Genomic DNA, 26,980 nt, shown 5'->3' on the forward strand with positions numbered 1-26,980 from the left:
TACTAAAATTATCTCCTTAAAAGCAGGAATTCATAACTTAAATATAGAATAGTTTAGTGAAGAGCAAAAGCATATTTTAAATTCTTAGATGTTGTCCATAACAGAACTGATGGCTACCTTTCTATGGGAAATGTGTATTAATGTGTTTTTAAATATTGCTTGTATAGGTGAATTTTTTAAGAAAAGAAAAAAATATATGTCGAAATAAAAGGATTTTTATCATGAAAAGCGAATATGTAATAGCATGGTGATATTTTATGGCTAATCAAATTCCTGAAGCATTAATTGAAGAGATTCGTAAGGCGAATGATATTGTTGATATAATAGGCGATTATGTCCAGCTAAAAAAACAAGGAAGAAACTATTTTGGATTATGCCCATTTCATGGTGAAAAGACGCCATCTTTTTCTGTGACGCAAGACAAGCAAATTTTTCACTGTTTTGGCTGTGGTAAAGGTGGCAATGTAGTCACTTTTTTAATGGAGATAGAGAGCTTTTCTTTTTACGAAGCTATCCAGTTTTTAGCTGAACGTAGCGAAATTTCATTGCCTCAAAGTATTCAAAGTCAAAAGGATACTAATTTATCTAAAGAAACGCAAGATATGCTATCTGCACATGAATGGTTGACGAAATTATATCATCATTTATTACGCTTTACAAAAGCAGGAAAGGAAGGTTATGCGTATTTAAAAGATAGAGGGATAGATGAGGAAGCAGCAGATATTTTCCAGCTAGGCTTTAGCCCCATTGCCGATCATCTAACAGTCGAGTTCTTGAAAAAGAAAGGTTTTCATGAACAATTACTTGTAAAAGCAGGCTTGCTTCAGATGAATGAAGCTGGGCATGCCTCCGATCGTTTTCGTGGTAGAATTATTTTTCCTATTCGAAATCATTTAGGAAAGACAGTTGCCTTTGGAGGACGTGCAGTTGGCGATTATAAACCTAAATATATAAATAGTCCTGAAAGTGAATTGTTCCACAAAGGAAAATTATTATATAATTTTGACCTGGCAAAAAGGTACATTCGTAAAGAAGACGAAGTGGTTTTATTAGAAGGCCAAATGGATGTCATAGCTGCCCATCAAGCGGGGGTTCGTAATGCGGTAGCTACGCTTGGCACAGCCTTAACAGAATTCCAAGCTAAGCTGTTAAAACGTTATGTAAACAACGTCATTATTTGCTACGATGGAGATCGTGCTGGGCTAGATGCTGCTTATAAAGCTGCTGTCATATTACGCCAATGTGGATGCGAAGTAAGAGTTGCATACCTACAAGCAAATATGGATCCTGACAGTTTTATTCGCATGCATGGAGGACAAGCTTTTATTGATGAGGTCATTAAAGCTAGCGATACATTTATAACTTTTTATATGCGATTTTTAAAAAAGGATTATCAACTAAATCTAGAAGCTGACCGTATACAATATGTTGAGAAAGTCCTAAAGCAGATTGCAACGATTGACAGCTCTATAGAACGGGAATATTACCTAAAAGAGTTGAGTAATGAATTTGAAATATCTATGGAAGCTCTCATGGATGAAATTTCAGGTTATCAAGAAATGTTTGCTAGAAATAAGGATAATCAACAAAAGAACAGATATACTAGTAGTACAGTATGGAATAAGGTGAGATCGAAATTATTGCCAGCATTTCATAATGCAGAACGGCAATTAATTGCATATATGTTACAAGACGTAAGTATAGCTGAAAAGGTACAAGAAAAAATTGGAGCAAGTTTTCATATAGATGCACATAAAATTATTGCTACTTATTTATATGCTTTTTATGAAGAAGGAAATGCCCCTAATGTCAGTTTGTTTTTAGAAAGGATAACAGATACAAATTTGCAACAGGAAATAACAGAGATAGCAATGTTACCATTACAAGAAAATATAAGTGACAAACAACTTAATGATTACGTCCATACGATTATAGCTAAGCAAACGGATAAAGTGACGATACAATCATTACGAGAGCAACAAAAGGAAGCAGAAAAACAGAATGACCCAATAAAGGCAGCGCAAATTGCCAAACAAATTATTGAATTGAATCATCAGTTGAAGCATACAAATTGATTTTATTGTAACTCTGGAAGGAGGGGGACTCATGGCTGAAAATAAACCTTCGCAAACGAAGGAAAGTGAACTTGAGCAAACTTTAGAACAAGCAAAGGATCAACTGGTTGAAATTGGTAAAAAACGTGGTGTTCTTGCTTACGAAGAAATAGCCGATAAATTATCTAATTTCACAATAGAGTCTGATCATATGGATGAATTTTATGAGTACCTAGGAGATCAGGGGGTCGAAGTAATTGGTGAATCAGAAGAAGACCCTACGATGCAACAAATTGCAAAAGAAGAAGAATTCAATCTAAACGACCTTAGTGTACCACTAGGTATTAAAATAAATGATCCTGTACGTATGTATTTGAAAGAAATTGGGCGTGTTGATTTATTGTCAGCAGCTGAAGAAATTGATTTGGCAACAAGGATAGAACAAGGAGACGAAGAAGCTAAACGCCGTCTTGCTGAAGCGAATCTTCGTTTAGTTGTCAGCATCGCAAAACGTTACGTAGGACGCGGTATGTTGTTTTTAGACTTAATTCAAGAAGGAAACATGGGACTTATTAAAGCTGTGGAAAAATTTGATCACCGAAAAGGATTTAAATTTAGTACCTATGCTACATGGTGGATAAGGCAAGCAATTACAAGAGCGATAGCTGATCAAGCTAGAACTATTCGAATTCCAGTGCATATGGTTGAGACAATCAACAAATTAATTCGCGTCCAAAGACAATTGTTACAAGACCTAGGTAGAGAGCCAACACCTGAAGAGATTGGAGAAGAAATGGAACTTTCTCCGGATAAAGTACGAGATATTTTAAAAATTGCTCAGGAACCAGTCTCATTAGAAACCCCTATTGGCGAGGAAGATGACTCACATTTAGGTGATTTTATTGAAGATCAAGAGGCTGTCTCGCCTTCTGATCATGCGTCCTATGAACTGCTCAAAGAACAACTTGAAGATGTACTAGATACGCTAACAGACCGCGAAGAAAATGTTCTTAGGTTACGCTTCGGTTTAGATGACGGTCGTACTAGAACTTTAGAAGAAGTTGGCAAAGTTTTTGGGGTAACCCGTGAAAGAATTCGTCAAATTGAAGCAAAAGCTTTACGTAAATTAAGACACCCTAGCAGAAGCAAGCGATTAAAAGATTTTCTAGACCAATAAAGTATTGTCATTAGGCAATGATCTCCGTTGCCTAATGACGTGCTATATTATTAGCTGATTACGCTACCCGCTGAATATTTTGACTTCTTATTATTGTTGTACATCTAAAAATGTTGAACTAAACGTATAAAATAATGTATTATGTTACCGTTTTCGGTTCTTGTATTTTATTGTACGCAATTTCAGATATTTTTGCAACTGGCACTTTTGTTTCCTTTTTTAAAAGTATTTATTAGCTAGCAATTGTAACCAAGAAAAGCTTTGTTCATTTCTTATTAACTAGTCTTTTTATCAATATTTTCTTATAAATTATTTTTGGTTGCTATCATCAGATATTATAGAAAATTCTATGGGTAAGCAGATTCTATTTCATCCTTTATTAGAAATGGCTTCGCTTTTCTTCTCATTTTTACTCATTAATATATCATTTTATAAAATTTCATAGCGAAACACTTTAAAGAAATGCATTTTTCAAGTAAAATGAATATAGTCTTTAAGTGTTACTATGCAGTCGTTCAAAAAGGATAATCTTTTTTGAGCAAAACCAATAACAAATGGGGATTACATAAGGAGGAAGCGCAATGAAAAGGAACCCTGTTATCCCTTTTGCTTTAATTGCAATAATAGGGATACTGACAATCATTGTGATATCATTTGTAGGGATAGGCCAACGAGATGATATCCAACAAGCCGAAGAAGGCGGTGGGGAACAGGCTGAGGAAAGCCAAGAAGGGGAAACAACGGATGACCCTGAAGCAATTTATGAAGCAAATTGTGCAAATTGTCATGGTGGTGACTTATCTGGGGGAATGGGGCCAGACTTAACCCAGGTAGGTAGCAAATTATCAAAAGATGAGATTCAAAATATAATTATTAACGGAAAAGGGCAAATGCCTCCAGGTTTAGCCACAGAATCTGAAGCACAAGTGTTAGCAGAGTGGTTAGCTGAAAAGAAATAGCCTTTGATAAAATGAGCTAGGGAAAAGCTTTCTGGTTTAACACAGAAAGCTTTTCTTTATCTATTTTTAAAGTGAATATACTTGTGTAAAATGAAGTATATGTACTGTCTATGTTTTAAAAGAAGTCATAGGAATTCATTGTATTTAAGAGTTGCAGTATAAGAAAAACGATTTTAAAGACTATGTTTTCTAATCTGTAGTATTACATGGAAATTGGAGGGTAGAACGACGTGAAGGCTAAGATTTCAAAACGGCTAAAGTTAGTAGCTTCTTTTCTGTCTACAGGAGCAAAATTTGCAGATATCGGATCTGATCATGCCTATTTGCCGTGCTATGTCTGTCAAAAAGACCCCACAGCAACTGCTGTTGCTGGAGAAGTGAATGTAGGCCCATTTCAAAGGGCTATAGAAACCGTAAAGGCATACGGCTTAGAACAACAAATTGATGTTCGACTTGGTAATGGGCTGGAGGTTTTTGAAGCCGAAGAAGTAAACCAACTGGTGATTGCTGGTATGGGAGGTTCATTAATTCATGATATTTTGGAGAGTGGAAAAACGAAGCTCACCTCGGTGGAGCAGATTATTGCTCAACCAAATGTAGATGCAAGAGCTGTTCGGAAATGGATGATTCATCATGGATTTACGATTACTGATGAAGATATAATAGAAGAGAACAGGCATTGTTATGAGATTATTAATGCAAAGCGGTTAGATACTCCAGATAATAAACAATTAGATGAAAAAGATTTATTGTTTGGCCCCATATTATTGCGTAGTAAACCACCTGCATTTTATAAAAAGTGGAACGAAGAAGCTCGTAAGTTAGAATACGTGTTACAGCAGTTAAAACAAGCGAAGCAAGTAGACCAAAAGAAGTATGAGCAATTTACAAAAGAGTGGAGATGGATGAAGGAGGTATTAAGTAATGAAGCAGGAACTTACTACTCGTGATGTGTTTCAGGTGATAGAGCAACTGGCTCCAAAGACGTTCGCATATGACTGGGATCCAGTTGGTTTGCAAGTTGGAAGTTACAACAAATCAGTAAGTAAAGTAATGGTTACGCTAGATGTGGTGGAAGCAGTTGTTGATGAGGCAATTGAAAAAAACGTAGATGTTATTGTTGCTCATCACCCTTTATTATTTAAAGCCGTACAGAAAATTAATACAAACACATCAATAGGGCGTATTTTACAGAAATTATTGACCAATGATATTACCGTATATGCAGCACATACTAATTTAGATATAGCAAAAAATGGCGTTAACGATGTATTATGTAAAATAATTGGAATAGAAAATACTCATGTTCTAGTTGAGAAAGAAACAGAACAATTGCTCAAGCTGGTTGTTTATGTACCTAAAACCCATATTGAAGAAGTAAGAAATGCAATTAGTGATGCTGGTGTAGGGTATATTGGTAATTACAGTCATTGTACTTTTCAAACAGAAGGACAAGGAACATTCAAGCCTTTAGACGGAACAAATCCATATATTGGAAATGTGAACGAATTAGAAAAGGTGGAGGAAGTGAAGCTAGAATCTATTATGGAAGAAAGCAAGCTGTCTTCTGCATTAACTGCAATTCGTCAATCTCATCCATACGAAGAGCCAGCATACGATGTATATCCATTAAGAAATAAAGGGGAAGTATATGGTCTTGGAAGGATAGGCGAACTAGTAAATCCTACGCAATTATCCGATTTTTGTGAGCAAGTAAAAACAACTTTGGAAGTGGATTGCGTACGCGTTACGGGAAAAATGGATAAGCAAGTGAAAACTGTAGCAGTTCTTGGCGGAAGTGGGGAGAAGTTTATTCATCAAGCTAAGAAAAAAGGGGCAGATGTTTTTATAACAGGTGACGTGACATTTCATCAAGCGCAAGACGCTCAGGAAATGGGGTTAGCAATAATAGATGTTGGTCACTATGCGGAAAGCGTGATGAAAGCTTCTGTACAAGAATACTTGGCAACTAGCCTTAATGGGGATAATGTTGAAATTATAGTATCAACAACGAATACAGATCCATTTCAATATGCATAAGATCATATTTAGAAATGGAAAGGAGTATATGCATGAATTATACATTTCAAGACTTTTCTTTTGCTCCAGTTATGGAGCAAGTAATTAAACAATTAGATTTTCACGAACCAACAGCAATTCAAAAACAGGTTATTCCAGCAGTTTTAGAGGGTAAGAGTGTAGTTGGCCAATCAAAAACAGGTTCAGGAAAAACGCATGCGTTTCTATTGCCGTTGCTAAATGCAATCGATGAGAATAAACAGCAGGTGCAAGTTGTGATAACAGCTCCAACGAGGGAGCTTGCAACACAGTTATATAATGAAGTAAAACAAATCACTCGCTATGCGGATAAAAAAGAAATTTGGACAGCAAAGCTATTGGTTGGCGGTACTGATAAACAAAAAATGATGGAAAAATTAAAGCAACCTCCTAAAATTGTTGTCGGAACACCTGGAAGAATATTAGATATGATAAAGGAGAACGCAATATCTATTTACACTGCGAATAGTTTTGTTATCGATGAAGCGGATTTAATGTTGGATTTAGGTTTTATTCAAGAAGTGGATCAGTTACTCGTTCGCTCTCATCCTAAGGTTCAAATTTTGGTTTTTTCCGCAACAATCCCACAACCATTGTATTATTTTTTAAAGAAATATTTACAACAGCCAGTACATGTAAAAATTTCCGATGACATTTATCCAGAAAAGATGGAGCATCGACTAATTTATTTAAAACATAGAAATGAAGCGTCAATTATTGCTGAGATTTCAAAGGTTATTCAGCCATATTTAGCGATTATTTTTACAAATGGAAAAGAAAAAGCGAATGAGTTAGCAGCCTCTCTGCAAGAGAAGGGAATGGAAGTGGGGCTCATTCATGGCGGTTTATCTCCTCGTGAACGTAAGCGTGTATTAAAAGAAATTCAAAACTTACGCTACCAATATATTGTAGCTACGGATCTCGCTGCCCGCGGTATTGACATTAAAGGAGTTAGTCACGTAATTAATGCACAGCTACCGAAAGAAGAGGATTTTTATATTCATCGGGTCGGCAGAACTGCACGTGCGGGTATGGAAGGAACAGCAATCAGCATTTACCAATCTGATGATTTGTCGCTCATTGAAAAGCTAGAAGAAAAAGGTTTAGCTTTTATGTATGTAGATGTTCGCAATGGGGAGTGGCAGGATGCAAAACCTTGGAATCAACGTGTGCTTCGTACAAAACAGGGCACTGATATGGATAAAGAAGCGTGGAAAAGAGTAAAAAAGGCACAGAAAGTAAAGCCTGGATATAAGAAAAAAATGAAACGGGAAAAAGAGATAATTAAAAAACGGTTATCTAAAACCAAGCATAAAAAGAAATAGTTTTAATTTAGGAGAGGTGAATGTCATGTTGAAAATAGGGTCACATGTATCCATGAGCGGAAAGAAAATGTTGCAAGGCTCTTCAGAAGAAGCGGTTTCTTATGGGGCTAATACATTTATGATTTATACCGGCGCACCGCAAAATACGCGAAGAAAGCCAATTGAAGAATTGAATATTGGAGCTGGGAAGGCTCATATGAAAGAGCATGGTATAGAAGAAATTGTAGTTCATGCTCCATACATTATTAATATAGGCAATTCTACAAAACCACAAACATTTCAGTTAGGTGTAGATTTTTTAAGAAGTGAGATCGATCGAACAGATGCAATCGGAGCGAAACAAATTGTCCTTCATCCTGGAGCCCATGTTGGAGCGGGTCCTAAGACAGGTATTAAGCAAATAATTAAAGGGTTGAATGAAGTTCTAGAAAAGGATAAGAATGTACAAATAGCTCTTGAAACAATGGCAGGTAAGGGATCTGAAATAGGAAGAAGTTTTGATGAATTAGCTCAAATTATCGATGGAGTTACTCATAATGAAAAATTATCTGTTTGCTTTGATACTTGTCACGTACATGATGCTGGATATGACATTGTAAATGATTTTGATGGTGTATTACATCAATTTGATAAAATAATCGGGGTCAACCGTATAAAAGTTATTCATATAAATGATAGTAAAAATGAAGTGGGTGCGCATAAAGATAGGCATGAGAACATTGGTTTTGGCTATATTGGCTTTGATGCTTTATCATCTATTATTCATCATCCGCAATTAATGGACTTGCCTAAAATTTTAGAGACACCATATGTAGGAGAAGACAAAAAAAATAAGAAGCCTCCGTATCGTTTGGAGATAGAAATGATCAAATCCAGCCAATTTGACAGTAAACTAAAAGAAAAAATTATCGCACAATAAAATATATCTTGTACTAGTGAGAAACTCTTACTGCCTTTGATTGTTAGCAGCCTTAGAAAGAGACTTGGCGTATCAGCAAGTCCCCCAAAAAACCTTCCCTTTGTTTATAAGATAAGATTAAATATTATGCTTTTCTATAGTGTGAAAAAAGGAAAAAACAAAGTTGGCTTCTAAGAACAGCGCTTTTGCTTAGCTTGTACTGTTTAAGTAGAATTTTCTTATCAGGAACTTCACCTTTATTACAAAAAGTCCTGTGCAGCGAATGCTTTAATGCGCTGTGTTGCTGGAAAAACACTCGCTTGCTACAGGACTTTAGAATTGTGACAAGGAATTTGTGCGCTGCTTTTATATCCTTGTCACACTTAGAATGAGACCTGTGTTGACATGTCACTTTCTTTCAACCAAAACTCCTTATTCAAATAAGTAGCCTAACCCATAAGAGTGAATTAACTCATTAAATAATTTTTGTGCTTTTTTTGCTGTTGCAGGGTCAGTGATGCGTGCTAGTTGTTGAAACATTTGCTTTCGTCCTTCTGCATCAAATGGATCTACAGGATGTTGCTTTAAGTATGCCATTATCATTTCGGCTTCTTGTTGCGTTAGTGAAAACCCGTATTGTTTTCCGTAATGAATTAATTCTTGAGCAGATATTTGTTTTAATTTTTTTTGAACCATATCTTTAATAAAATTTACCATTCTACTATCTCCTTTTACAATATGTTCTACCGTACTATATGTTTTACCTCTTTTAAACTCAACTCGTCCATGCAAATTCTTTTCATCATACGTTTCCAGTTAATAACATCTGTAAAATTGCAGAAAAATCATAAGCTAAGCGTGTACCTCAAATGTACAAAAAGGAGGTCTCGTGTAATGGATCAATATCCCAATCGAGGAATGAAGGATGTTGAAGAACCCCCAAATTATGGTGAGCAGCGTAAAAACCAAGATTTTGTTGGTATAGAACCAGATAGCTCAAGAGATGAGGAATTTGCTGCTGAGATGACTGCAGATGATGCCGATGATGCCGATACAGAAATAGCTGGAGATATGGATGAAAATACTACCTTTGGATGGGTCGGTATTGCCTTATCCATTATTTCTTTCTTTATCTGGCCAATTATCTTTGGTGTAGCTGGCATTGTTCTTGGGTTTATGTCAAGAAGTAGGGGAGCTGATGCATTAGGAAATATTGCTATTGCAGCTGGCGCAGTTTCCATTCTTATCACTTTGTTCATTTTACCATTTGTTTAAAAGGAAGGGTTGCCCCTTCCTTTCATCTATGTAAAATAATAATTAACGATCATATAATAATGTTTTACTATATTTTGGGAAATAATATATTTTACCTGTAGTAAGGGAAAAAGGGTCCGCGTTAGGATTACTCAATTTAAAATCGTTTAAAATACGCTTAACATTCAACTCATTTTGTATATTAGGGTTAATTTGTTCTACAATAGAAAGCACCGTATCATTTGGTTCCACCTTAACGGGGACGACATGAAACATCGTTGGAGAAATCATATCACTATGCTTTTCAAGCTCTATTCTAGAATGGGGGCTTTCTTGTGTGATATCCTGATATATGATATATATAGCCATTATACAAATAAATAAGGAAAATAATTTTTTGGGAAAATCCATCGTATGAACTCCTTATCATGAAACCATTATTTACTCCTAAACGTATACATATATAAGTACTGGAGAGGAGGATACGTTTTTGACTGTATTCGAGATGGAATGGATTGGAATTCTCATTACTGGTTTTGCTACTTTATTCCTTATTGGTGAAGTGTTAGTTAATATGCGAGGACTTTTCGGTCTATTAGGAATAGGGTTTATTACTGTATATTTTGGAGCATATGTTGAAACAAGTTCAATTATTATTATGCTTATTATTTACTTTGTTGGATTATTACTTATTATTATTGATGGGAAATTATTAAATGATGGGACACTTGCAACAATTGGTTTAGCAAGTATGCTTACAGCTGTTGCGCTTCCTTCACCAAGTTTCACATCAGGGTTATATGCTGTATTAGGAGTATTACTAGGTGGTGGGTCGTCACTTTTATTCTTAAAAGTTTTTAAACGTAGAGAAATGTGGAACAAAATCACTTTAAAAGACCAATTAACAAAGGAAGCTGGTTATAATTCCATGAATGAAACTTATGAGGGATTGGTAGGTGAAGAAGGCATTACACTTACTGATTTGCGCCCTGTTGGTACAATTCGAATTCATCGTAAAGATTACAGTGCGATATCAAATGGGCAATGGATCGAAAAAGATACAGCCATTAAAGTTGTTCAAGTTGATGGTACCCGTATTCTAGTAGAAAAAATAAATTAATTCATAGTACTCTTGTGTGAAAGACTTGGCTTGTTGCCAAGTCTTATGGTGAAATTCTAAATTCTTTGTTTTTCTTATACTATAAACCAAAAAATCTTATACTTCCCTATAATGCAAAAAACCAGTGTCTAAAAGCGCTGGCTCCCCATTAATAATTAAAATTATCGTTAATTCAACGCATATATGAAAACAAAAATCATTTCCATCTATATCATTTAACATTTAGGTCGTTTAAATTTCCTCAGCCTTATTTCTACAAATTATTCCATTAAACCCAAATTTTAAGTATGTATTATTTGTTACTATAAACAGTTTGCTTTTTCTAGTATACAGGTTGGAAAAACAGTGCTTAGTCCCAATTGTAAATTTACTGTTAAGAATACTTATAACACCTTTACAAAAACTTTATATATAATTAATATTGGTATGGTGCGACAAGATTCAACAAGATGGAAGGGTAGGTATAGATTTTGGAAATTGATATTCAAAAACTTATATTTGAATTTATCGGTGGGCTAGGTATTTTCCTTTTAGGTATTAAATATATGGGAGAAGGGCTTCAAAAATCAGCTGGTGATCGGTTGCGAGATATTTTGGATAAATTTACCAGCAATCCGTTTATGGGGGTCCTCGCTGGAATTATCGTTACTATTTTAATACAGAGTAGCTCAGGCACGACTGTCTTAACGGTAGGTCTTGTAAATGCTGGCTTTATGACATTAAGACAAGCTATTGGCGTCATAATGGGTGCCAATATTGGTACCACGGTGACGGCCTTCATTATTGGAATTGACATAGGGGCCTATGCTTTACCAATCATTGCAGTTGGTTGTTTTCTTATATTTTTCTTTAAAAACCAAAAAACAAACGCGGTTGGACAAGCTGTGTTTGGCTTTGGTGCTTTGTTCTTTGGTTTAGAGCTAATGAGTAATGGAATGAAACCTTTACGCAGCTTAGAGGCCTTTCAAGAATTAACATTAAGTATGAGTGATACCCCAATTCTAGGAGTTGTTATTGGTACTGTATTTACTTTAATTGTTCAAAGCTCTAGTGCAACTATTGGAATATTACAAGGCTTATTCTCTGAAGGAGCAATGGATTTAAAGGCTGCTATACCTGTATTGTTTGGAGATAATTTAGGTACAACAATTACTGCTATCTTAGCTTCACTAGGAGCAACAGTTGCAGCAAAGCGTGCTGCGTTAACACATGTTATTTTTAACCTTATTGGAGCGACCGTTTTTCTAATTATTCTTGATTTGTTTACAGTCTTTGCTGGATTTTTACAGGATCAATTTGCACTAAGTCCAGAAATGACCATAGCGTTTGCTCATGGAAGCTTTAATATAACGAATACCATTATGCAATTTCCGTTTATTGGTGCTTTGGCTTGGATAGTAACGAAAATGGTTCCTGGTGAAGACTCCATCATTGAATATAAACCACAACATTTGGATCCCATTTTTATACAGCAATCTTCTTCATTAGCATTAGATCAAGCAAAATCAGAGCTTGTGCGCATGGGAGAGTATGCTTATAAAGGTTTGGAAGAAACCAATAAATATTTAAATACACATTTAATAAAACATGCTGAAATGGCGATGCAAATTGAAGGCGCCCTTAATAATTTAGATCGAAAAATAACCAATTATTTGATAAGTTTGTCGAAAGAATCGCTTTCAGAGTTGGAAAGTGCTAAACATTCAACATTATTGGATTCCGTACGAGATGTGGAACGAATTGGGGATCATTTTGAAAACATTGTTGAACTTATCGACTATAAAATTTCCAATAAAGTACACCTAACAGATGGTGCAAAAGAAGATTTAAATGAAATGTTTGAATTAACTATATCTACCGTAAAACAAGCGATTGAATCATTGGAAAATATGAATCGAGAAGAAGCCCTTTCTGTAATACAAAAAGAAGATCAAATAGATAAGATGGAAAGGAATTTCCGCAAACGCCATATTATACGTATGAATGAAGGTACCTGTAGCGGATCTGGTGGTATTGTGTTTGTAGATATCCTTAGTAATTTAGAACGAATTGGGGATCATGCAGTTAATATAGCAGAAGACGTTTTAGGAGAATAGCTTTTTTAAACAGCCTCGACCTTAGTTAAGATCGAGGCTGTTTATGCGCATCCCTGGTCTAAACGCTACTGATGTTGTGATTTAAAGGTCCTTAAATGATTAACGCTTATTGTCTAGGCGTTTCCTATAGCTAAAAACATAGGTCGAATTTTCTGAAGTGAGGGGCTTGCAGTGCTTTAGATGTCGTATAAATGGAATGTTTTATCCATAGTGTATATATTTCTATATAGGAAAATAGAATATTTGAACTTTAATTTTAGTATTGCATTTATATCCAAATAATGCTATAGTTAATATTGTCGTTTTAAGAGATGTCATTAATACATATACATAGTTTTTAATAGGAATAAAATTTCTTTAAAAAAAAGATTGACAAAACTTGTCGAAAGTGGTAAATTATATCTTGTCGCTATAATAAGTAACAACGTTATAGCCTTTCTGTTCCACAGTAGCTCAGTGGTAGAGCAATCGGCTGTTAACCGATCGGTCGTAGGTTCGAATCCTACCTGTGGAGCCATTTAACGCTTCCATAGCTCAGTCGGTAGAGCACCACCATGGTAAGGTGGGGGTCAGCGGTTCAAGTCCGCTTGGAAGCTCTCTTATAAACGTTGATATCATAGGCTTTTACTCTAACGAGAGTAGAAGCCTATTTTTTTGTGGCATTTTTGCCGACCAATTCGTTGTTTAAAGTAATTTATATTGGTTTTTACTGGTTCTTAACATCATTTAATTGCAAAATATCGTATTAGAACAGGAAGAAGTAAGCGTAATATTTATGTTGGTTCTGGTACTAGGGCTATTAAGTAAGCATATTGATAGCTAGCAGTAATAAGTGTGATTAGAATAAATAAACAAAGGAATAAAGCCACATAAAGTAAAAATTAGTATGCTTGTTTTCATGCGGCTTTATTATTGACTAGAATAAATTGTGTCTGATTCTCTGTTAATCTATTGGAATTACCTTTGTTTTAACTAGTTTACTTTCTTCTACAGTGTCTGCCTTTTCAGCAGTTACATCATAAATATTAACTATTAGATTTGTACCGTATTCAACTTTAAATTTCCCTTTACCCTTTGCTCGAACTTGTTTACTATCGTTAGGAGATTTAATCAACCCATATGTGTTATCTGTCATTTCTATAGCCTTTCCTATTGGGTATACCACTCCATACGATCCAAAGCATGTTAATACATCAGCAAACAACTCTACGTTTCCTGACGTAGTATTTTTTTCAAAATATACTTGAGCTTTGTATATCTTATTCGCTGGTACTGTAACAGGCTGTGGTGGCGATGCAATGGTAGTTGTAATGCTCGTGGTTTGTGTGTCTGTGTGATTAAAATTATATTCAAGAGTTTCTTTAACTTCCCCACTAGCTACAAAAGGAATGCCGGTCTTTCCTCCAACTTCGGTAGATGATGAGAAACCATGTTCTGTGGTAGTAGACTTTGAAGTCGTAACCTCTTGACTAAAAGAAGCAGTATAGTAGGTTTGTTCTAGAGGTGTAGTATTGTTGAAAGTATTTTCACCAAGAAATAAAGGGGTTACATTTGTGACATTACTTGATTCGATGTTCACACCCGAGTAATATATGGCATCTTTCCAAGATATACATGGACGACACCAGTAAGTATTTACTGCTAAACCATCGGAAGGAATTGCAGCTACCATGTCAGCAATTGTTTTATCAATATCTTGGATAGCCCCTTGTGTTCCAGTGTTTTTGATATTTTCATTCATAATAAACTCCACCTTTCCAATTTTAATAACATTATTACATATTATAATAATGATGTAAATTTTATTTAATTTACAAATTGGGAAAAACAGGGTTATAAAGAAAAAGCCACTTTTGGACGAACAACAACAAGAGGAAATAATTAATAAGCTGTTAATGGCTGTAGCAAATGATTTAACTGTCACATTAAAGTATTTTGATAAGCACGATTTTTATAAGGTAAGGTTAACTCCTTGCTTTAGTAATAAACTGGCCTGCGTATGACGAAGAAGGTCGTGCGATCTTATTTTTTTAATTTTAGCCTTATTAATAATACTTTAATATGATTGCATTAAGTCTCTTGGAGATAGAGGTTTACCGGTATTAGTTCTAACGACTAAATCATATTCACTGTTATAGATTCCCTTAATTTTTAATGATAGAAAGAATTTTACGTAAGTTTTCAGAAGATAATTTGTATGTTCTTTTATATCATTATGCAGAGACTGGATATCTCTAGGAGTTATTTCTTGTAATTCAATATTCCCAAGTTGATTAATAATAAATTTATCTACTAAATATTTGTAGTTGGAGTAAGTGTTCCTTTTTACATTTGGTTATATAGTACGGATTAAGTTATTATTTCGTTTCATTTATTTGGCTTATTCAATATATAATAGATCAAGTAATAGAAGGTGAAGTATTGGATTATTCAGAACGATCAATTATATACTTGACAAAGTGATACATATACTTTAATTTAGTAGTTATTAAATAAACTACTAAGGTGATTAAATGGAAAAAAAATTAATTCATCAATTAGAAAAGTTAGGGTTTTCTACTTATGAATGTCGTACTTATATTGGATTACTAAAGCACTCACCAATTACAGGTTACGAAGTGAGCAAACGAACTCGAGTTCCAAGATCAATGATTTATGAAGTCTTAGGAAAACTCTTAGACAAAGGCGCTATTTACACTGTTCCAACGGAGCCAGTTACATATTCTCCAGTAAATCCAGTACAATTAATTGAAAGAATGAAACAAGATTTTGATGAGTCGTTTACCTTTTTGTCTAAAGAATTAGCATCTATTGAGTCTGAACAAGAGGTGAACACCATTTGGCGGATTAAGTCGAGTGATTTTGTATTAGAAGAAATGAACAGTCTTATACAACGAGCTCATCAAGAAGTTTTACTTTCACTATGGCATGAGCAAGCGAAAGTTTTGCAACCGACAATTAAGAGACAAGAAGAATCTGGAATTGAATTCTTCTCTTTACTTTTTGGAGCTGAACAGATGCAATTTGGTCATACATATCATCATAACTATATGAGGCCAGAAGTTGTCAGTGAACGAATGGATGGTTATTTGACGATTGCTGCTCGTGATCATCAAGAAGTCATTATTGCGAACTTTTTAGATAATGGTTCTGCCTGGGCGGTAAAAACAGAAGATCCTGCACTCGTCCTCGTGGCGGAAGAATATATAAGACATGATATTATGATTGTAGAAATCACAGAAAAATATGGCGCAGAAAAGCTGGATCAGTTATGGCGTAAACGTCCTGACTTGAAGAGAGTAGTAAGTGGAAAATAATAATTTTTTGAGTAACGATCCTTATTTTAGGATCGTTCTCTTAAACTAATTTTTATAGTTGTTAGTTTACAAACTACTAAAGGGAGTGCTGTTATGGAATATACAAATAGAGATGAAAGTATGATGGTAAAACCATTTTGGCAAGGAGTAAAAGATTGTTTACCAACCGTTTTAGGTTTTTTAGGGATTGGTTTAGCAGCTGGTGTTGTACAAACTTCAGCTGGAATGAGCCCTTTTGAGGTGCTACTTATTTCTATGCTACTTTATGCCGGATCTGCCCAGTTTGTTGTGGCTGGAATGATTGTTGTTGGAGCACCAATAATTTCAGTAGTTGTTGCTATTTTTATTGTTAACTTACGTTATTTATTATTAAGTGCTTCATTAGCACCACATTTTCAAGCTTTTAGTTTAAAACAAAATGCACTGAATGGTTTTTTATTAACGGATGAAACTTACGGAGTTATTGCAAACGAAACATTAAAAAATAAACCACTTAAATTTGAATGGTTAATGGGATTAAATTTAACTGCTTATGTGAATTGGATTGTGGCGAATGTAGCAGGTTCATACTTCAGTACTTGGTTATCTAATCCTGAGAAATTTGGAATGGACTTTGCCTTATCAGGAATGTTTATTGGTCTAATTGTTTTACAATTTCTTAGTCGAAAACGCTGGGGTATAGATTTAGTTGTTTTTACAACAACTGTTGCTATGATGCTAATTTTAAGTCAGTTTATTACTGTTGGTGGATTACATATTATTTTTGCAACAGTCGTAGCTGCAACTATAGGGATGGTGATTAAAAAATGACAATGGATTTAACTTTATTGGTGATCGTTATCTTTGGGACAATTGTAACATTTTTACCTAGAAGTGCTCCGCTTATGATGTTAAGTCAGATGGAGATACCTAGTAAGGTTATTGAATGGCTTGAACATATTCCTATCGCTGTTATGACAGCACTAGTTGTTCAAGAAGTTCTCATTCCTAATCATGAATTTAGTTATGTTATAGGTAATTTACGGTTACTTGCTGCTCTTCCGACAATTTTAGTTGCTTTATTTACTCGAAGTTTATTATTAACTGTTATTGTAGCAATGTGCAGTATGGCTAGTTTGCGATTCTTTTTTTAAGTAGAAAAACTCCTATCCAATATCAGCAGTGAAGATGTTGGATAGGTTTTATTTATGTATTATGGTCTAAATTATTTACTTGAACCTCATTAATTTCACCCTTTAACTTATTTCATTCCATTTTTTAGTGCTTTTTTTACAAGCTTGATTGTTTCTTCGTCTAGTTCACCGTCATAGCTCATTTCCGTTTTTTAACTCTTGTACAACCTTACTTTCTTTCATGTTTTTTCTTTTAGGATAATCTGATAAACCTAAAAGAAAGTCTGAAGCAGCAGGAGGCGGTGTAGGAGCTATTCAAGCTTTTATTCTAAGTAAAGGTAAAAAAGAAGCCCAAAGAGTTTTCAAAAACAGTCGTTAGCCGATTGAATGCTTGGCTTGGGGAGCTATTAAATTAGGCAGCAGGAGCGGCGGTGGTGATTGCTAAACAAATTGACAAAAGGGATAAACATCCTAATAACGACCTTTATGCAAACAAATGAAGGGAAAAGTGTTGAAGCATGGGATCATAACATTCGCACCTCGAAAGAAAAAATTTCTAATTATGCGACACAGATCTATGATTTACTATCACTATTTGAAAATTACGTAACCGACACTACAAGATATATTTCTCCAATTTCAAGGCACACAATGATGCGTGGGGATCGTAATGATATTTGGGCGAATTGAAGCAAATAGGCAGTAATCTGTTTAAGGCACTAAACAAAAGCTACCAGCATCCAAGTATAAACTTGATGTACCTCAATTCGTTTCCTTATGTAACTGATTATAATAAAAGTACATTATAGTTAAGGAGGAAGTTATGATGGCAAATGTAGTATTACAATTAGAGCCGTTAACTTGTCCGTCATGTATTAAAAAAATTGAAATAGCTTTAGGAAAAGAGCCAGGCGTTCGGAAAGCTAGGATTCTGTTTAATACAAGCAAGGCAAAAGTGGAATATGATGAGAAAAAAGTTGATATAGATCAATTAGTAGAAAAGATTAGCAAATTAGGGTACGCTGTCTTATCCCAAAAACAAACTTAGATGTTGGTAGTGTTGGCTCTGATGGCCTTGCTTTTTATACGAAAGTACTAAATTATTATGGATTATAATAAAAGCAAAACTACAGCTATCGTCACAGCAATTTGGCGATAGCCAAATTTTTCTTGAATGAAAGAAACCATCATGGCTCGCATTTCGAGAATGATCCATGCACTTTATTCTGAAATTTCGCATTCAAGTGAAAAAGGACGATTATAGGTTTCTCTTGTGTTATGTGCACTTGCTAGTGAGTAAACATGTTCGTTGGGTATTTTTTACTAAATGTTGTTTATGATCTTCTAATTATGAAAATTGCTTTTAAGTTGAGGCTCGTCAATTACATTAGAACAAAGGTTTATTAAGGTAGAAGTATCGAACCAACATTTTGTAAAGGAGGTGTAGAAGTGACTGCTTTTGTTCAAAGGTATAAAAGGCATATAACGGGAATAGCTTTTATATCGATCATTTTAGGAGTACTTTTAGGTATAATTAGTGGAAAAGGGGTTCAAAATGGCTTTTTAATCTTTGCAACAGTGATTGCAGGAATTCCAATTTTTATAAAGGCCTTTCAAGCTTTACGGTTGAAAGTGTTTAGCATTGAATTACTCGTTACCATTGCCATTGTTGGTGCAGTACTTATTCAAGAATACATTGAATCGTCTGTGGTGGCATTTTTATTTTTGTTCGGCGATTTTCTGGAAGCACGTACGCTAGAAAGAACAAGATCCTCTTTGAGTGAACTAATGGATATGGCGCCACAAGAGGCTAAGGTTATTCGAGATGGGAAGACTGTTAAAGTTCCAGTGGAAGAGGTGGTGATTGGCGAACGAGTCACTGTGCATTCAGGCGCAAAAATTCCAGTAGATGGAAAAATAATCAAAGGCAGGGCTCAAATCAATGAGTCTACAGTGACAGGTGAATCTATACCAGCTTACAAGCGAAGGAATGATGATATCTTTTGTGGATCCATTGTTGATCAGGGATACATCGAATTGATTGCTGAAAAGGTCGGAGATGACACAACGTTTGCAAAGATTATTGAATTAGTAGAAGAAGCGCAGGACGGCAAGTCAAATACAGAAAAATTTTTAAACAAATTTTCACAGATTTATACACCATTTGTTGTTGCTCTTTCCATACTGGTGTATATTATCGTGCAAGACCTTCATATGGCAATCACATTTTTAGTTATTGCCTGTCCAGGTGCGCTTGTTATTGGTGCTCCAGTTTCCAATGTAGCAGGAATCGGAAATGGAGCAAAAAACGGGGTGCTTGTTAAAGGTGGCGAAGTAATGGAACGCTTAGCCAAAGTAGATACAATTGTTTTTGACAAGACTGGAACATTAACTAAAGGGAAACCAGAGATAACTGCAATTAAAGTGTGGGATCACCATTTAAAAGAAAATGGGTTACTGCAAATCATAGCCGAAGCAGAAGTGATTTCTGAACACCATCTAGGGAAAACCATTGTTAAAGAAGCAAATGAACGAAGGTTACCGCTTTATGAAAATGTAAAGAACGGACAGATTGTAAAAGGAAAAGGGATAAAAGCAGAGGTAGGGGGACAGGAGCTAATTATAGGTAATAAAAGTCTTATGATGCAGGAAGACATTATTTTATCTCAAGAAATGCTTCAATATAAGGAAACGCAAGAGAAAAGAGGTAACACCGTTATTTTGGCAGCTATAAATCAAAAAATAGCAGGTGCTGTATCCATCGCTGATCAAATTAGGGAAGATGCTTTAGATGCTTTGCAAAACATGAGAAAAAGCGGTATTCGTAAAATGACCATGCTTACGGGGGATAATTCCCATATGGCTGCTCTAGTAGCAAGAAATTTACATTTAGATAGTTATCATGCCGAATTATTACCGGAAGCTAAGGTAGACTATATAAAGCAATTAAAACAATCTGGATATTATGTTGCGATGGTAGGAGATGGGATTAATGACGCACCAGCGATTGCGACAGCTGATATTGGCTTAGCTATGGGAGATGGCGGAACAGATATATCTATGGAGACAGCTGATGTTGTGCTTATGGCAAGTAAACTGGCTCAATTTTCTCATGCTTATGCATTAGCAAAAGCGACAGTTCGTAGTATGAAGCAAAATACGTGGATTGCAATAGGGACAGTAGCCTTTTTGCTAGTTGGTGTATTAAATGGTTCTGTTCATCTAGCTTCCGGTATGTTTATTCACGAAGCTAGTGTAATGTTAGTTATATTAAATGGAATGCGTCTTATTAAGTTTCATACAGATATGCATCAAAAATAAGACCAAGATATCTATAAAGATAAATTTATGAATACCGATTTGCGAAAGCGAAGTTAATGATTTTTGAAAATGTTTGTTGAAAAAGAAAACAAACTAATTTGAACCAGTAATCTGCATACTTTTTGACAATTTATAGAAAGGAGATTTATATGTTTTCTAAAGGAAAACCAATTAAACGAGGTACTTGTAACAAGCATTCTCATCCTAATTGTGTAGCTATGGTACCTATCTTTAACCATTTAGATCAACCGCAAATGGAAGAAGTCATGGACCATGTTCATGCTGTTACATTTAACCGAGGGGAGACCATATACCGTGCAGGTGATAAAGCTAAATCGTTGTATATTACACATGCAGGTAAGATAAAAATTTATCGGTTGTCTGATGAGGGAAAAGAGCAGATCGTTCGGATTTTACAACCTGGCGATTTCACAGGGGAATTGGCTATTTTTAAAGATACGGTTCACGAAGCCTATGCCGAAGCCCTGGCACACACAAAGGTTTGTATAATTAGTCGTTCCATTATACAAAAATTAATAATAGATTACCCTTCGATTTCTTTAAAAATACTAGAAGAATTTGCTCATAGGCTGGAGCAATCAGAGATGCAAGCAACTCGTTTTGCTACGGAGTCGGTAGATGCAAGGTTAGCTTTATTTCTTGTTGAAAATATGGAAACCAAAAGTAATCGAATTGATTTGCCAATGAATTATAAAGAGGTAGCCTCTTACATTGGGACAACACCTGAAACTGTAAGCAGAGTACTAAAGGATTTCGAAGACAAAGATTATATCAAAAAAAAGAATCAAAAACAAATTGATATATTAAATGCAGACGCTTTATTGTTGCTATGAGCTTGGACATGTTTTATTTTTGGTTGGAAATAATTTATGAAGGCCACACGACTACTCTATTCAATTCCCCCATCTTTTTAGAAGATGGGGGAATTCTAAAAGGTATATATTCAATAGTCCAGCTTATTTCATTTTAAAGACGATTCTCCAAGATATAATGGTAGTAACTACTAAAATCACTAGATATAAATACACACCGTAAATTATTTTGGAAAAAAATAGATGCACTAAGAAAAATAAACCAACTACAAACATGAGTAGGAACGATTTCATCGTAGATCCACTTTGCTGTGTCGACTCAAATACTTCTGAAAATGGATACTTACGATTGTTTAGAACCTTATAACTGATTAATGTGTGTAGAATAGCTGTTATAAGGACAATCGCAAGGTCAGGAAGAATTCGTATAGAGAATATAAATAAAAAAACGATCGATAATAATAAATAAAGTGGTAAAAACAATTTAATAATAAACGCTTTTAGAGTGCCACTGTAAATAGAAGAATGATGAACGATTGGTGTAATTTGAAAAACCCATGCAGCTTTATATTTGCTAGAAAATTGGAGCATCATTACTACAAGGCCAATAAACATCATACAAAAATAAATGGTGAAATACATATTACTACGAGAAAGTTGCTCAATTGAATGTAGATTTAAATAGTTGAATTGGAAAATAAACGGAAAAACAAGAGATAATCCTAAGGTTGGATACACCTTTAGCTTAAAATCACGTTCTCTTGCCATAATAAGGGACGAAAACCGGAAAAATTGCCGTTCCTCTTTGTTTCTAAAAAATAAATGCTCCCACATAGCGTTCATATTCCATCGTTTCGGTTTAGATTTCTCTGTACTGTCCATAAGTTTTTGCAAATTACGCTCAAACGCCGGCATTAATTTATAATATAACATAACCGAAATAACTGGTCCGATGACTGCTAAAGAAGAAAGGATCACTATCCCAAAGGACGTATCGCCATTTAGTATAAATTCAAAAGGTGCGCCGAACCACATAGGAGGAATAAAAACATTCCACCAATTGAAATTATATATATAATTAAAATCAACTATTTCAAAAGCTCGAGCGACAATTTGGTAACCGATAACAATACCTACGGATAATAGGATTTGCACATAGTTAATAATATCCTTTAATTTCTCCCCACTGAAAAAACGTAAAATAAAAATGTATATGAGTGCTGTGATGGTCATGATGAACAGTATTAACAAAATAATTTCTACTAAAAAAAGCATTAAATAACCGATTCCATGTACAAATAACATAACGATAGCTGGAATGATAATAAACGCGCCTGTTAACATACTCATATAAATTGCAACATGGGTGATTTTTGCTGCGCTAATGGTTCTCGAATCAATCGGTTTCGTATGGAGAACTGTTTTGTCGCGAACATCTAGAAGTACTGCGGAAAAATCAGACACCATGGATGTCATTAAAATGAACATGGAAATACCAAAGATGAGGCTGATTTGGAAGATATAATTATCTCCAAAAAATAAAAAAGGAACGAGCATGACCCCGTATAATACATAAATAAATAATGATTTTACAAACTGATTGCTATCCTTTTTTTTATTTGATACATTTGAAGCAAATACTGTCGGTATTCTGCGCTCATCCATCGTAAGCTTCGTCTCAAGAATTTTACGCATCATGTGATAATCAATACGTAGCATATGGAAAAAAGGTTGTAGCAGATCAAGGATTTTTAAAGAGAATTTACTCATGATTATCACCATCAGTTACAATTTGAACAAACTTCTCTGCGGTTTGTTTATGTTCATCAAATCCTGTTATCTGGTTGAAAATACTTTCTAAAGAGCCTTGCTTATTTTGTTCGCGCAATTCTTCAAATGTACCATCTGCTGCAATTTCTCCATCCTTAAGCAGGACGATGCGATTGCTAATCTTTTCTACAACCTCCATAATATGTGAGGAATAGAAAATGGTCTTTCCTTCTGCAACAAGCTGTTCCAAGATGTCTTTAATGATGATGACACTATTAGCATCAAGCCCATTTAGTGGTTCGTCTAAAAAGATCAGATCGGGATTATGCAATAGGCTTGAAATAAGTAATACTTTTTGCCGCATTCCTTTAGAAAAAGAAGAAATACGCGTATGTAAAACATCTTCCATGTCAAATTGTTGCATAAGGCTTTTAGCTTTAGCAGCCGCTTTATTTTTATCCATGCCGTAAAGCTCACCGATAAATGTCAAATATTCATTAGCTGTTAAATTATCATAGATCTCTGCATTTTCTGGGACATAACCAATTTTACGTTTGTAGGAGTAATCACTTGTAGCAATATCTACTCCAAAAAGTTCTACCGTCCCACTATATTCTTCTATTAACCCGAGCATGATTTTAAGTGTAGTACTCTTTCCCGCACCGTTAGGCCCAATATACCCAATGATTTGTCCAGCATATACATCGAGATTAATGTTATTTAATATGCTTTTACTTCCATAACTCATGGATAAATTTCTTAACGACAATACTTTTTCCGTATACATCAAACTCACCTGCTTTCTAGAAAATTTTAAGAACCATGTATCCTAGTCCATGAGTGACTAGGAATCAAAGAAAAATTTACTTCCATTTGTATTTGTGAAACAGAAATTAAGTAAATTATCACAACCTTCATATGGTCATTATACGATAGTTAAATCTAATTATCATTAACGATTTAAAATCTAACAAAAAAAGTCAATTTGTGGGTGGTGTTAAGGAATCATAAAAATCTAATATATATTCAAACAAGTGTGCTCGACAGCTAATGGAATTAGGTTTAATCCTATTGAACAACTATGAATAAGTCTGAAAAGCGCTTCGAGAATGTATGTATAAAACCTATTTGTATTAATATTTGCAAAAATTTTATAAATAAATTATTGACAATAATACACTTTCGGTGTAGAGTATTAAACAAATTTAATATTAGATGATTTCTTATCCAGAGAGGTGGAGGGACTGGCCCAGCGAAACCTCGGCAACAGACTTTGTTGAAGTACTGTGCCAATTCCAGCAAGCATTATGCCTGAAAGATAAGAAGAGCGATAGACTTATAAAATAATCCACCTCTTCTTATTTATCAAAAGGAAGAGGTTTTTTGTTATGAACAGGCGCTTTTCTTCCAAGGGCACTAGGCTTTTACAAGTTCCAGTTTGGTTACTTGTACTTTGAATAACATGAGAAGGGAAGATGGGAAAATGGGTAAATTGAATGAAGTACAATGGGAGTATGTAAGAAAAAGCTTAGATGCAATTGATTTCGGTTCTGTAGTCATTACTGTACACGCTGGAAGGGTTACACAAATTGACATAACGGAGAAAAAGCGGTTTGCGAATATGAATAACAATCATTCGTTACAAAATTCCAAATAAAGCACATGCCGATTAGACAACTAAAGGCATCTTTTACCTTTTCGATTATTTAATAAGGTGAAAGATGCCTTTTACTATGTTAAAACCATTTTTCCGCATGAACTGTTAGTAAGACCTATCATGAGTAGGAGCAGATGATTTGATGCAAAGGAGGAGAAACCGACATGAGCTTATTACAACAATTACAAAATCAAATTTTAATTGCCGATGGTGCTATGGGAACGATGCTTTATTCCTATGGAATCGATCAAAGTTTTGAACAATTAAACATAACCCATCCAAATCAAGTTCAACAAGTACATGAAGCGTATATTCATGCTGGAGCAACAGTCATTCAAACAAATACATATGGTGCAAATTATATTAAATTAGCACGATATGGGTTGGAGGATCAGGTGAAAAGGATCAACCAAAAGGCTGTGCAAATTGCAAAGGAAGCTCGGCAAAAAGGAGTATCCATTGTAGGGGGGATTGGCGGTATTCATGGCGTTCAAGCTTTAAACGAAACAAAAGAGGAAATTAAGCGAAGCTTCCGAGAACAATTATATTGTTTGCTTTTGGAGGGAGTAGATGGGCTCATTTTAGAAACTTATTATAATCTCGATGAATTAAAGATGGTGTTGGAAATTGCTCGGGAGGAAACGAAAATCCCTATTATTGCAAATGTATCGATGCATGTTCCGGGGATTTTGGAAAATGGAACACCGTTGGCTGAAGCATTACAACAACTGGAAGCTTTAGGTGCTGATCTCGTTGGCGTGAACTGTCGTTTTGGTCCGTCGCAAATAATCACCTCTTTACAATCGGTTCCTATACCGAAAAGGGCTTTTTTAGCTGCTTACCCAAATGCAAGCTTACCTGCTTATCGCGATGGTGTACTTTATTACGAAAATGAACCGGATTATTTTAGGGAGTGTGCCAGCCAATTAAGAGAGCAAGGAGTTCGTTTAGTAGGAGGGTGTTGCGGAACAACACCTAACCATATTAAAGCATTAGCTGAGGGCTTGAATGCTACTAATCCTATTACTGAAAAAGTGGTAGACTTTCCAAAGCAGGATAGGGTGATGTTAAAAAGGAAACGAAAAGAAAAATCGCTGGCAGAATTAGCAAAAGAACGACATACCATTATTGTTGAATTAGATGCTCCGAAACATTTAGATATGACAGAATACCAGCAGGGAATACAAGCATTGAAAGAAGCTGGAATCGATGCAGTAACACTTGCCGATAATTCGCTTGCAACACCGCGAATATGTAATACAGCTATTGCAACGATTATTAAAGAGCAAGGAATCAAACCGTTAGTCCATATAGCTTGCCGAGACCGTAATTTAATTGGCTTACAGTCGCATTTAATGGGATTGCATATTTTAGGAATTCATGAAATTTTAGCAATAACTGGCGACCCAACTAAAATTGGCAGTTTTCCAGGAGCAACATCCGTGTTTGATGTGAATTCATTTAAATTAATTGAACGAATTAAAAAAGGAAATCAAGGCATGTCATTTTCCGGGCATTCTCTAAGAGAACATACTGCATTTACCGTAGGAGCAGCTTTTAGTCCAAATGTGAATAATGTAGAAAAGGCGATTGCTCGATTGGAGAGAAAGATCGCAAGTGGTGCTGATTACATCATGACACAACCCATGTATAGCAAAGATAAAATAATTGCTTTGAAACAAGCGACCTCACATATAGATACTCCGATTTTTATTGGAATTATGCCATTAACGTCTACAAAGAATGCTGAATTTTTACACCATGAAGTACCAGGGATAAAGCTTACAGATGAAGCTCGATCCCGTATGAAAGCAGCAGAAGGAAATCGAGCACAATCAACAAAAGAAAGTATAGCTATTTCGAAAGAGTTACTTGATACAGCTTTAGAACATTTTTACGGGATATATCTTATCACTCCGTTTATGCGCTATGATATGATCGTCGAATTAGTTAACTATATTCATCAAAAAACAAATTCTATGCGAGTGAAAGCAAGCTTATCCTCACATTAATTTAGGATTTAAGGGTA

Annotated in this window: 25 protein-coding genes, 2 tRNA genes, 1 pseudogene and 1 riboswitch; of the genes and pseudogenes, 22 read left to right on the forward strand and 6 right to left on the reverse strand. The window is 35.0% G+C overall.

Annotation, left to right across the window (positions count from 1 at the left end; all coding sequences use genetic code 11):
* The first annotated feature begins 257 nt into the window (after nucleotides 1-257).
* The 7 genes from dnaG (at nucleotide 258) to HLX49_RS01905 (ending at nucleotide 8,492) form a co-directional block, all read left to right on the forward strand.
* Nucleotides 258-2,075 carry a DNA primase gene (gene dnaG, locus HLX49_RS01875; RefSeq protein ID WP_296360664.1) on the forward strand — a complete coding sequence of 606 codons (1,818 nt, stop codon included), beginning with the start codon at nucleotides 258-260 and terminating at the stop codon, nucleotides 2,073-2,075.
* 31 nt (nucleotides 2,076-2,106) lie between these two features.
* A complete protein-coding gene (rpoD, locus tag HLX49_RS01880; protein ID WP_077703525.1) occupies nucleotides 2,107-3,231 on the forward strand; it encodes an RNA polymerase sigma factor RpoD in 1,125 nt (374 codons plus the stop codon).
* A gap of 581 nt (nucleotides 3,232-3,812) precedes the next feature.
* Entirely contained in the window at nucleotides 3,813-4,190 is a 378-nt protein-coding gene (gene cccA, locus HLX49_RS01885) for a cytochrome c550 (protein WP_077703526.1), read from the forward strand.
* A gap of 230 nt (nucleotides 4,191-4,420) precedes the next feature.
* Nucleotides 4,421-5,140 (forward strand): tRNA (adenine(22)-N(1))-methyltransferase, encoded by a 720-nt coding sequence (locus tag HLX49_RS01890; RefSeq protein ID WP_101933860.1) that lies wholly within the window; start codon nucleotides 4,421-4,423, stop codon nucleotides 5,138-5,140.
* The gene (locus HLX49_RS01895) at nucleotides 5,115-6,230 is read left to right on the forward strand and encodes a Nif3-like dinuclear metal center hexameric protein (protein ID WP_296360665.1); all 1,116 of its coding nucleotides are present in this window, start codon (nucleotides 5,115-5,117) and stop codon (nucleotides 6,228-6,230) included. Before HLX49_RS01890 ends, HLX49_RS01895 begins: the two co-directional genes overlap by 26 nt.
* 32 nt (nucleotides 6,231-6,262) lie before the next feature.
* A complete protein-coding gene (locus tag HLX49_RS01900) occupies nucleotides 6,263-7,573 on the forward strand; it encodes a DEAD/DEAH box helicase (protein WP_296360666.1) in 1,311 nt (436 codons plus the stop codon).
* Between the two features lie 25 nt (nucleotides 7,574-7,598).
* On the forward strand, nucleotides 7,599-8,492 hold the full coding sequence (locus HLX49_RS01905; protein WP_296360667.1) for a deoxyribonuclease IV: 894 nt from the start codon (nucleotides 7,599-7,601) through the stop codon (nucleotides 8,490-8,492).
* A gap of 411 nt (nucleotides 8,493-8,903) precedes the next feature.
* Here the strand turns inward: HLX49_RS01905 and HLX49_RS01910 are convergent, their stop codons facing one another.
* Nucleotides 8,904-9,188: a DUF2624 domain-containing protein gene (locus HLX49_RS01910; RefSeq protein ID WP_077703531.1), complete on the reverse strand. Its 285-nt coding sequence runs from the start codon at nucleotides 9,186-9,188 to the stop codon at nucleotides 8,904-8,906.
* 177 nt (nucleotides 9,189-9,365) lie between these two features.
* Here HLX49_RS01910 and HLX49_RS01915 point away from each other — a divergent pair, with 177 nt between their 5' ends.
* A complete protein-coding gene (locus HLX49_RS01915; RefSeq protein ID WP_296360668.1) occupies nucleotides 9,366-9,746 on the forward strand; it encodes a hypothetical protein in 381 nt (126 codons plus the stop codon).
* A 42-nt stretch (nucleotides 9,747-9,788) separates the two neighbouring features.
* Here HLX49_RS01915 and HLX49_RS01920 read toward each other — a convergent pair whose 3' ends face one another.
* The gene (locus HLX49_RS01920; protein ID WP_077703533.1) at nucleotides 9,789-10,136 is read right to left on the reverse strand and encodes a hypothetical protein; all 348 of its coding nucleotides are present in this window, start codon (nucleotides 10,134-10,136) and stop codon (nucleotides 9,789-9,791) included.
* Between the two features lie 79 nt (nucleotides 10,137-10,215).
* Between HLX49_RS01920 and HLX49_RS01925 the strand changes: the two genes are divergently transcribed.
* From HLX49_RS01925 to HLX49_RS01940, 4 genes are all read left to right on the forward strand, one after another.
* Nucleotides 10,216-10,845, forward strand: coding sequence for an NfeD family protein (locus HLX49_RS01925; RefSeq protein ID WP_077703534.1), 630 nt, complete (start codon nucleotides 10,216-10,218; stop codon nucleotides 10,843-10,845).
* Between the two features lie 470 nt (nucleotides 10,846-11,315).
* On the forward strand, nucleotides 11,316-12,941 hold the full coding sequence (locus tag HLX49_RS01930) for a Na/Pi cotransporter family protein (protein WP_077703536.1): 1,626 nt from the start codon (nucleotides 11,316-11,318) through the stop codon (nucleotides 12,939-12,941).
* 442 nt (nucleotides 12,942-13,383) lie between these two features.
* Nucleotides 13,384-13,458 (forward strand) — tRNA-Asn (locus tag HLX49_RS01935).
* A gap of 6 nt (nucleotides 13,459-13,464) precedes the next feature.
* A tRNA-Thr gene (locus HLX49_RS01940) sits at nucleotides 13,465-13,537 on the forward strand.
* Nucleotides 13,538-13,884: 347 nt separating this feature from the next.
* Here the strand turns inward: HLX49_RS01940 and HLX49_RS01945 are convergent.
* A complete protein-coding gene (locus HLX49_RS01945) occupies nucleotides 13,885-14,682 on the reverse strand; it encodes an ETX/MTX2 family pore-forming toxin (protein ID WP_296360669.1) in 798 nt (265 codons plus the stop codon).
* 112 nt (nucleotides 14,683-14,794) lie between these two features.
* Here HLX49_RS01945 and HLX49_RS17040 point away from each other — a divergent pair, with 112 nt between their 5' ends.
* Nucleotides 14,795-14,944 carry a YolD-like family protein gene (locus tag HLX49_RS17040; RefSeq protein WP_483372441.1) on the forward strand — a complete coding sequence of 50 codons (150 nt, stop codon included), beginning with the start codon at nucleotides 14,795-14,797 and terminating at the stop codon, nucleotides 14,942-14,944.
* A 53-nt stretch (nucleotides 14,945-14,997) separates the two neighbouring features.
* Here the strand turns inward: HLX49_RS17040 and HLX49_RS17045 are convergent.
* Nucleotides 14,998-15,264 (reverse strand): annotated as a pseudogene (locus HLX49_RS17045) (tyrosine-type recombinase/integrase); the annotation flags it as partial.
* Nucleotides 15,265-15,454: 190 nt separating this feature from the next.
* Here HLX49_RS17045 and HLX49_RS01950 point away from each other — a divergent pair.
* The 7 genes from HLX49_RS01950 (at nucleotide 15,455) to HLX49_RS01980 (ending at nucleotide 21,545) form a co-directional block, all read left to right on the forward strand.
* Entirely contained in the window at nucleotides 15,455-16,258 is an 804-nt protein-coding gene (locus HLX49_RS01950; RefSeq protein WP_077706609.1) for a TrmB family transcriptional regulator, read from the forward strand.
* Nucleotides 16,259-16,351: 93 nt separating this feature from the next.
* Nucleotides 16,352-17,068 (forward strand): AzlC family ABC transporter permease, encoded by a 717-nt coding sequence (locus HLX49_RS01955; protein WP_077706608.1) that lies wholly within the window; start codon nucleotides 16,352-16,354, stop codon nucleotides 17,066-17,068.
* A complete protein-coding gene (locus HLX49_RS01960) occupies nucleotides 17,065-17,391 on the forward strand; it encodes an AzlD domain-containing protein (RefSeq protein ID WP_077706607.1) in 327 nt (108 codons plus the stop codon). Before HLX49_RS01955 ends, HLX49_RS01960 begins: the two co-directional genes overlap by 4 nt.
* Nucleotides 17,392-17,856: 465 nt before the next feature.
* A complete protein-coding gene (locus HLX49_RS01965; protein ID WP_176087377.1) occupies nucleotides 17,857-18,060 on the forward strand; it encodes a hypothetical protein in 204 nt (67 codons plus the stop codon).
* A gap of 136 nt (nucleotides 18,061-18,196) precedes the next feature.
* Nucleotides 18,197-18,418: a heavy-metal-associated domain-containing protein gene (locus HLX49_RS01970; RefSeq protein WP_077706605.1), complete on the forward strand. Its 222-nt coding sequence runs from the start codon at nucleotides 18,197-18,199 to the stop codon at nucleotides 18,416-18,418.
* A 401-nt stretch (nucleotides 18,419-18,819) separates the two neighbouring features.
* Nucleotides 18,820-20,691, forward strand: a complete 1,872-nt coding sequence (locus tag HLX49_RS01975) for a heavy metal translocating P-type ATPase (protein ID WP_077706604.1) — start codon at nucleotides 18,820-18,822, stop codon at nucleotides 20,689-20,691.
* A gap of 149 nt (nucleotides 20,692-20,840) precedes the next feature.
* Entirely contained in the window at nucleotides 20,841-21,545 is a 705-nt protein-coding gene (locus tag HLX49_RS01980; protein ID WP_077706603.1) for a Crp/Fnr family transcriptional regulator, read from the forward strand.
* 123 nt (nucleotides 21,546-21,668) lie between these two features.
* Here the strand turns inward: HLX49_RS01980 and HLX49_RS01985 are convergent, their stop codons facing one another.
* Together HLX49_RS01985 and HLX49_RS01990 are read right to left on the reverse strand one after the other, a co-directional pair.
* The gene (locus HLX49_RS01985; protein ID WP_077706602.1) at nucleotides 21,669-23,294 is read right to left on the reverse strand and encodes a hypothetical protein; all 1,626 of its coding nucleotides are present in this window, start codon (nucleotides 23,292-23,294) and stop codon (nucleotides 21,669-21,671) included.
* Entirely contained in the window at nucleotides 23,287-24,081 is a 795-nt protein-coding gene (locus HLX49_RS01990) for an ABC transporter ATP-binding protein (protein ID WP_296360670.1), read from the reverse strand. The genes HLX49_RS01985 and HLX49_RS01990 overlap by 8 nt, the downstream gene beginning before the upstream one ends.
* Nucleotides 24,082-24,514: 433 nt before the next feature.
* Nucleotides 24,515-24,619, forward strand: a riboswitch (SAM riboswitch).
* A gap of 158 nt (nucleotides 24,620-24,777) precedes the next feature.
* Between HLX49_RS01990 and HLX49_RS01995 the strand changes: the two genes are divergently transcribed.
* On the forward strand, nucleotides 24,778-24,951 hold the full coding sequence (locus HLX49_RS01995) for a YezD family protein (protein ID WP_077706601.1): 174 nt from the start codon (nucleotides 24,778-24,780) through the stop codon (nucleotides 24,949-24,951).
* Nucleotides 24,952-25,115: 164 nt separating this feature from the next.
* Nucleotides 25,116-26,963 carry a bifunctional homocysteine S-methyltransferase/methylenetetrahydrofolate reductase gene (locus HLX49_RS02000; protein WP_296360671.1) on the forward strand — a complete coding sequence of 616 codons (1,848 nt, stop codon included), beginning with the start codon at nucleotides 25,116-25,118 and terminating at the stop codon, nucleotides 26,961-26,963.
* Nucleotides 26,964-26,980 lie beyond the last annotated feature (17 nt).

Source organism: Virgibacillus sp. (assembly GCF_013393565.1).
Lineage (GTDB): Bacteria > Bacillota > Bacilli > Bacillales > Amphibacillaceae > Virgibacillus > Virgibacillus dokdonensis.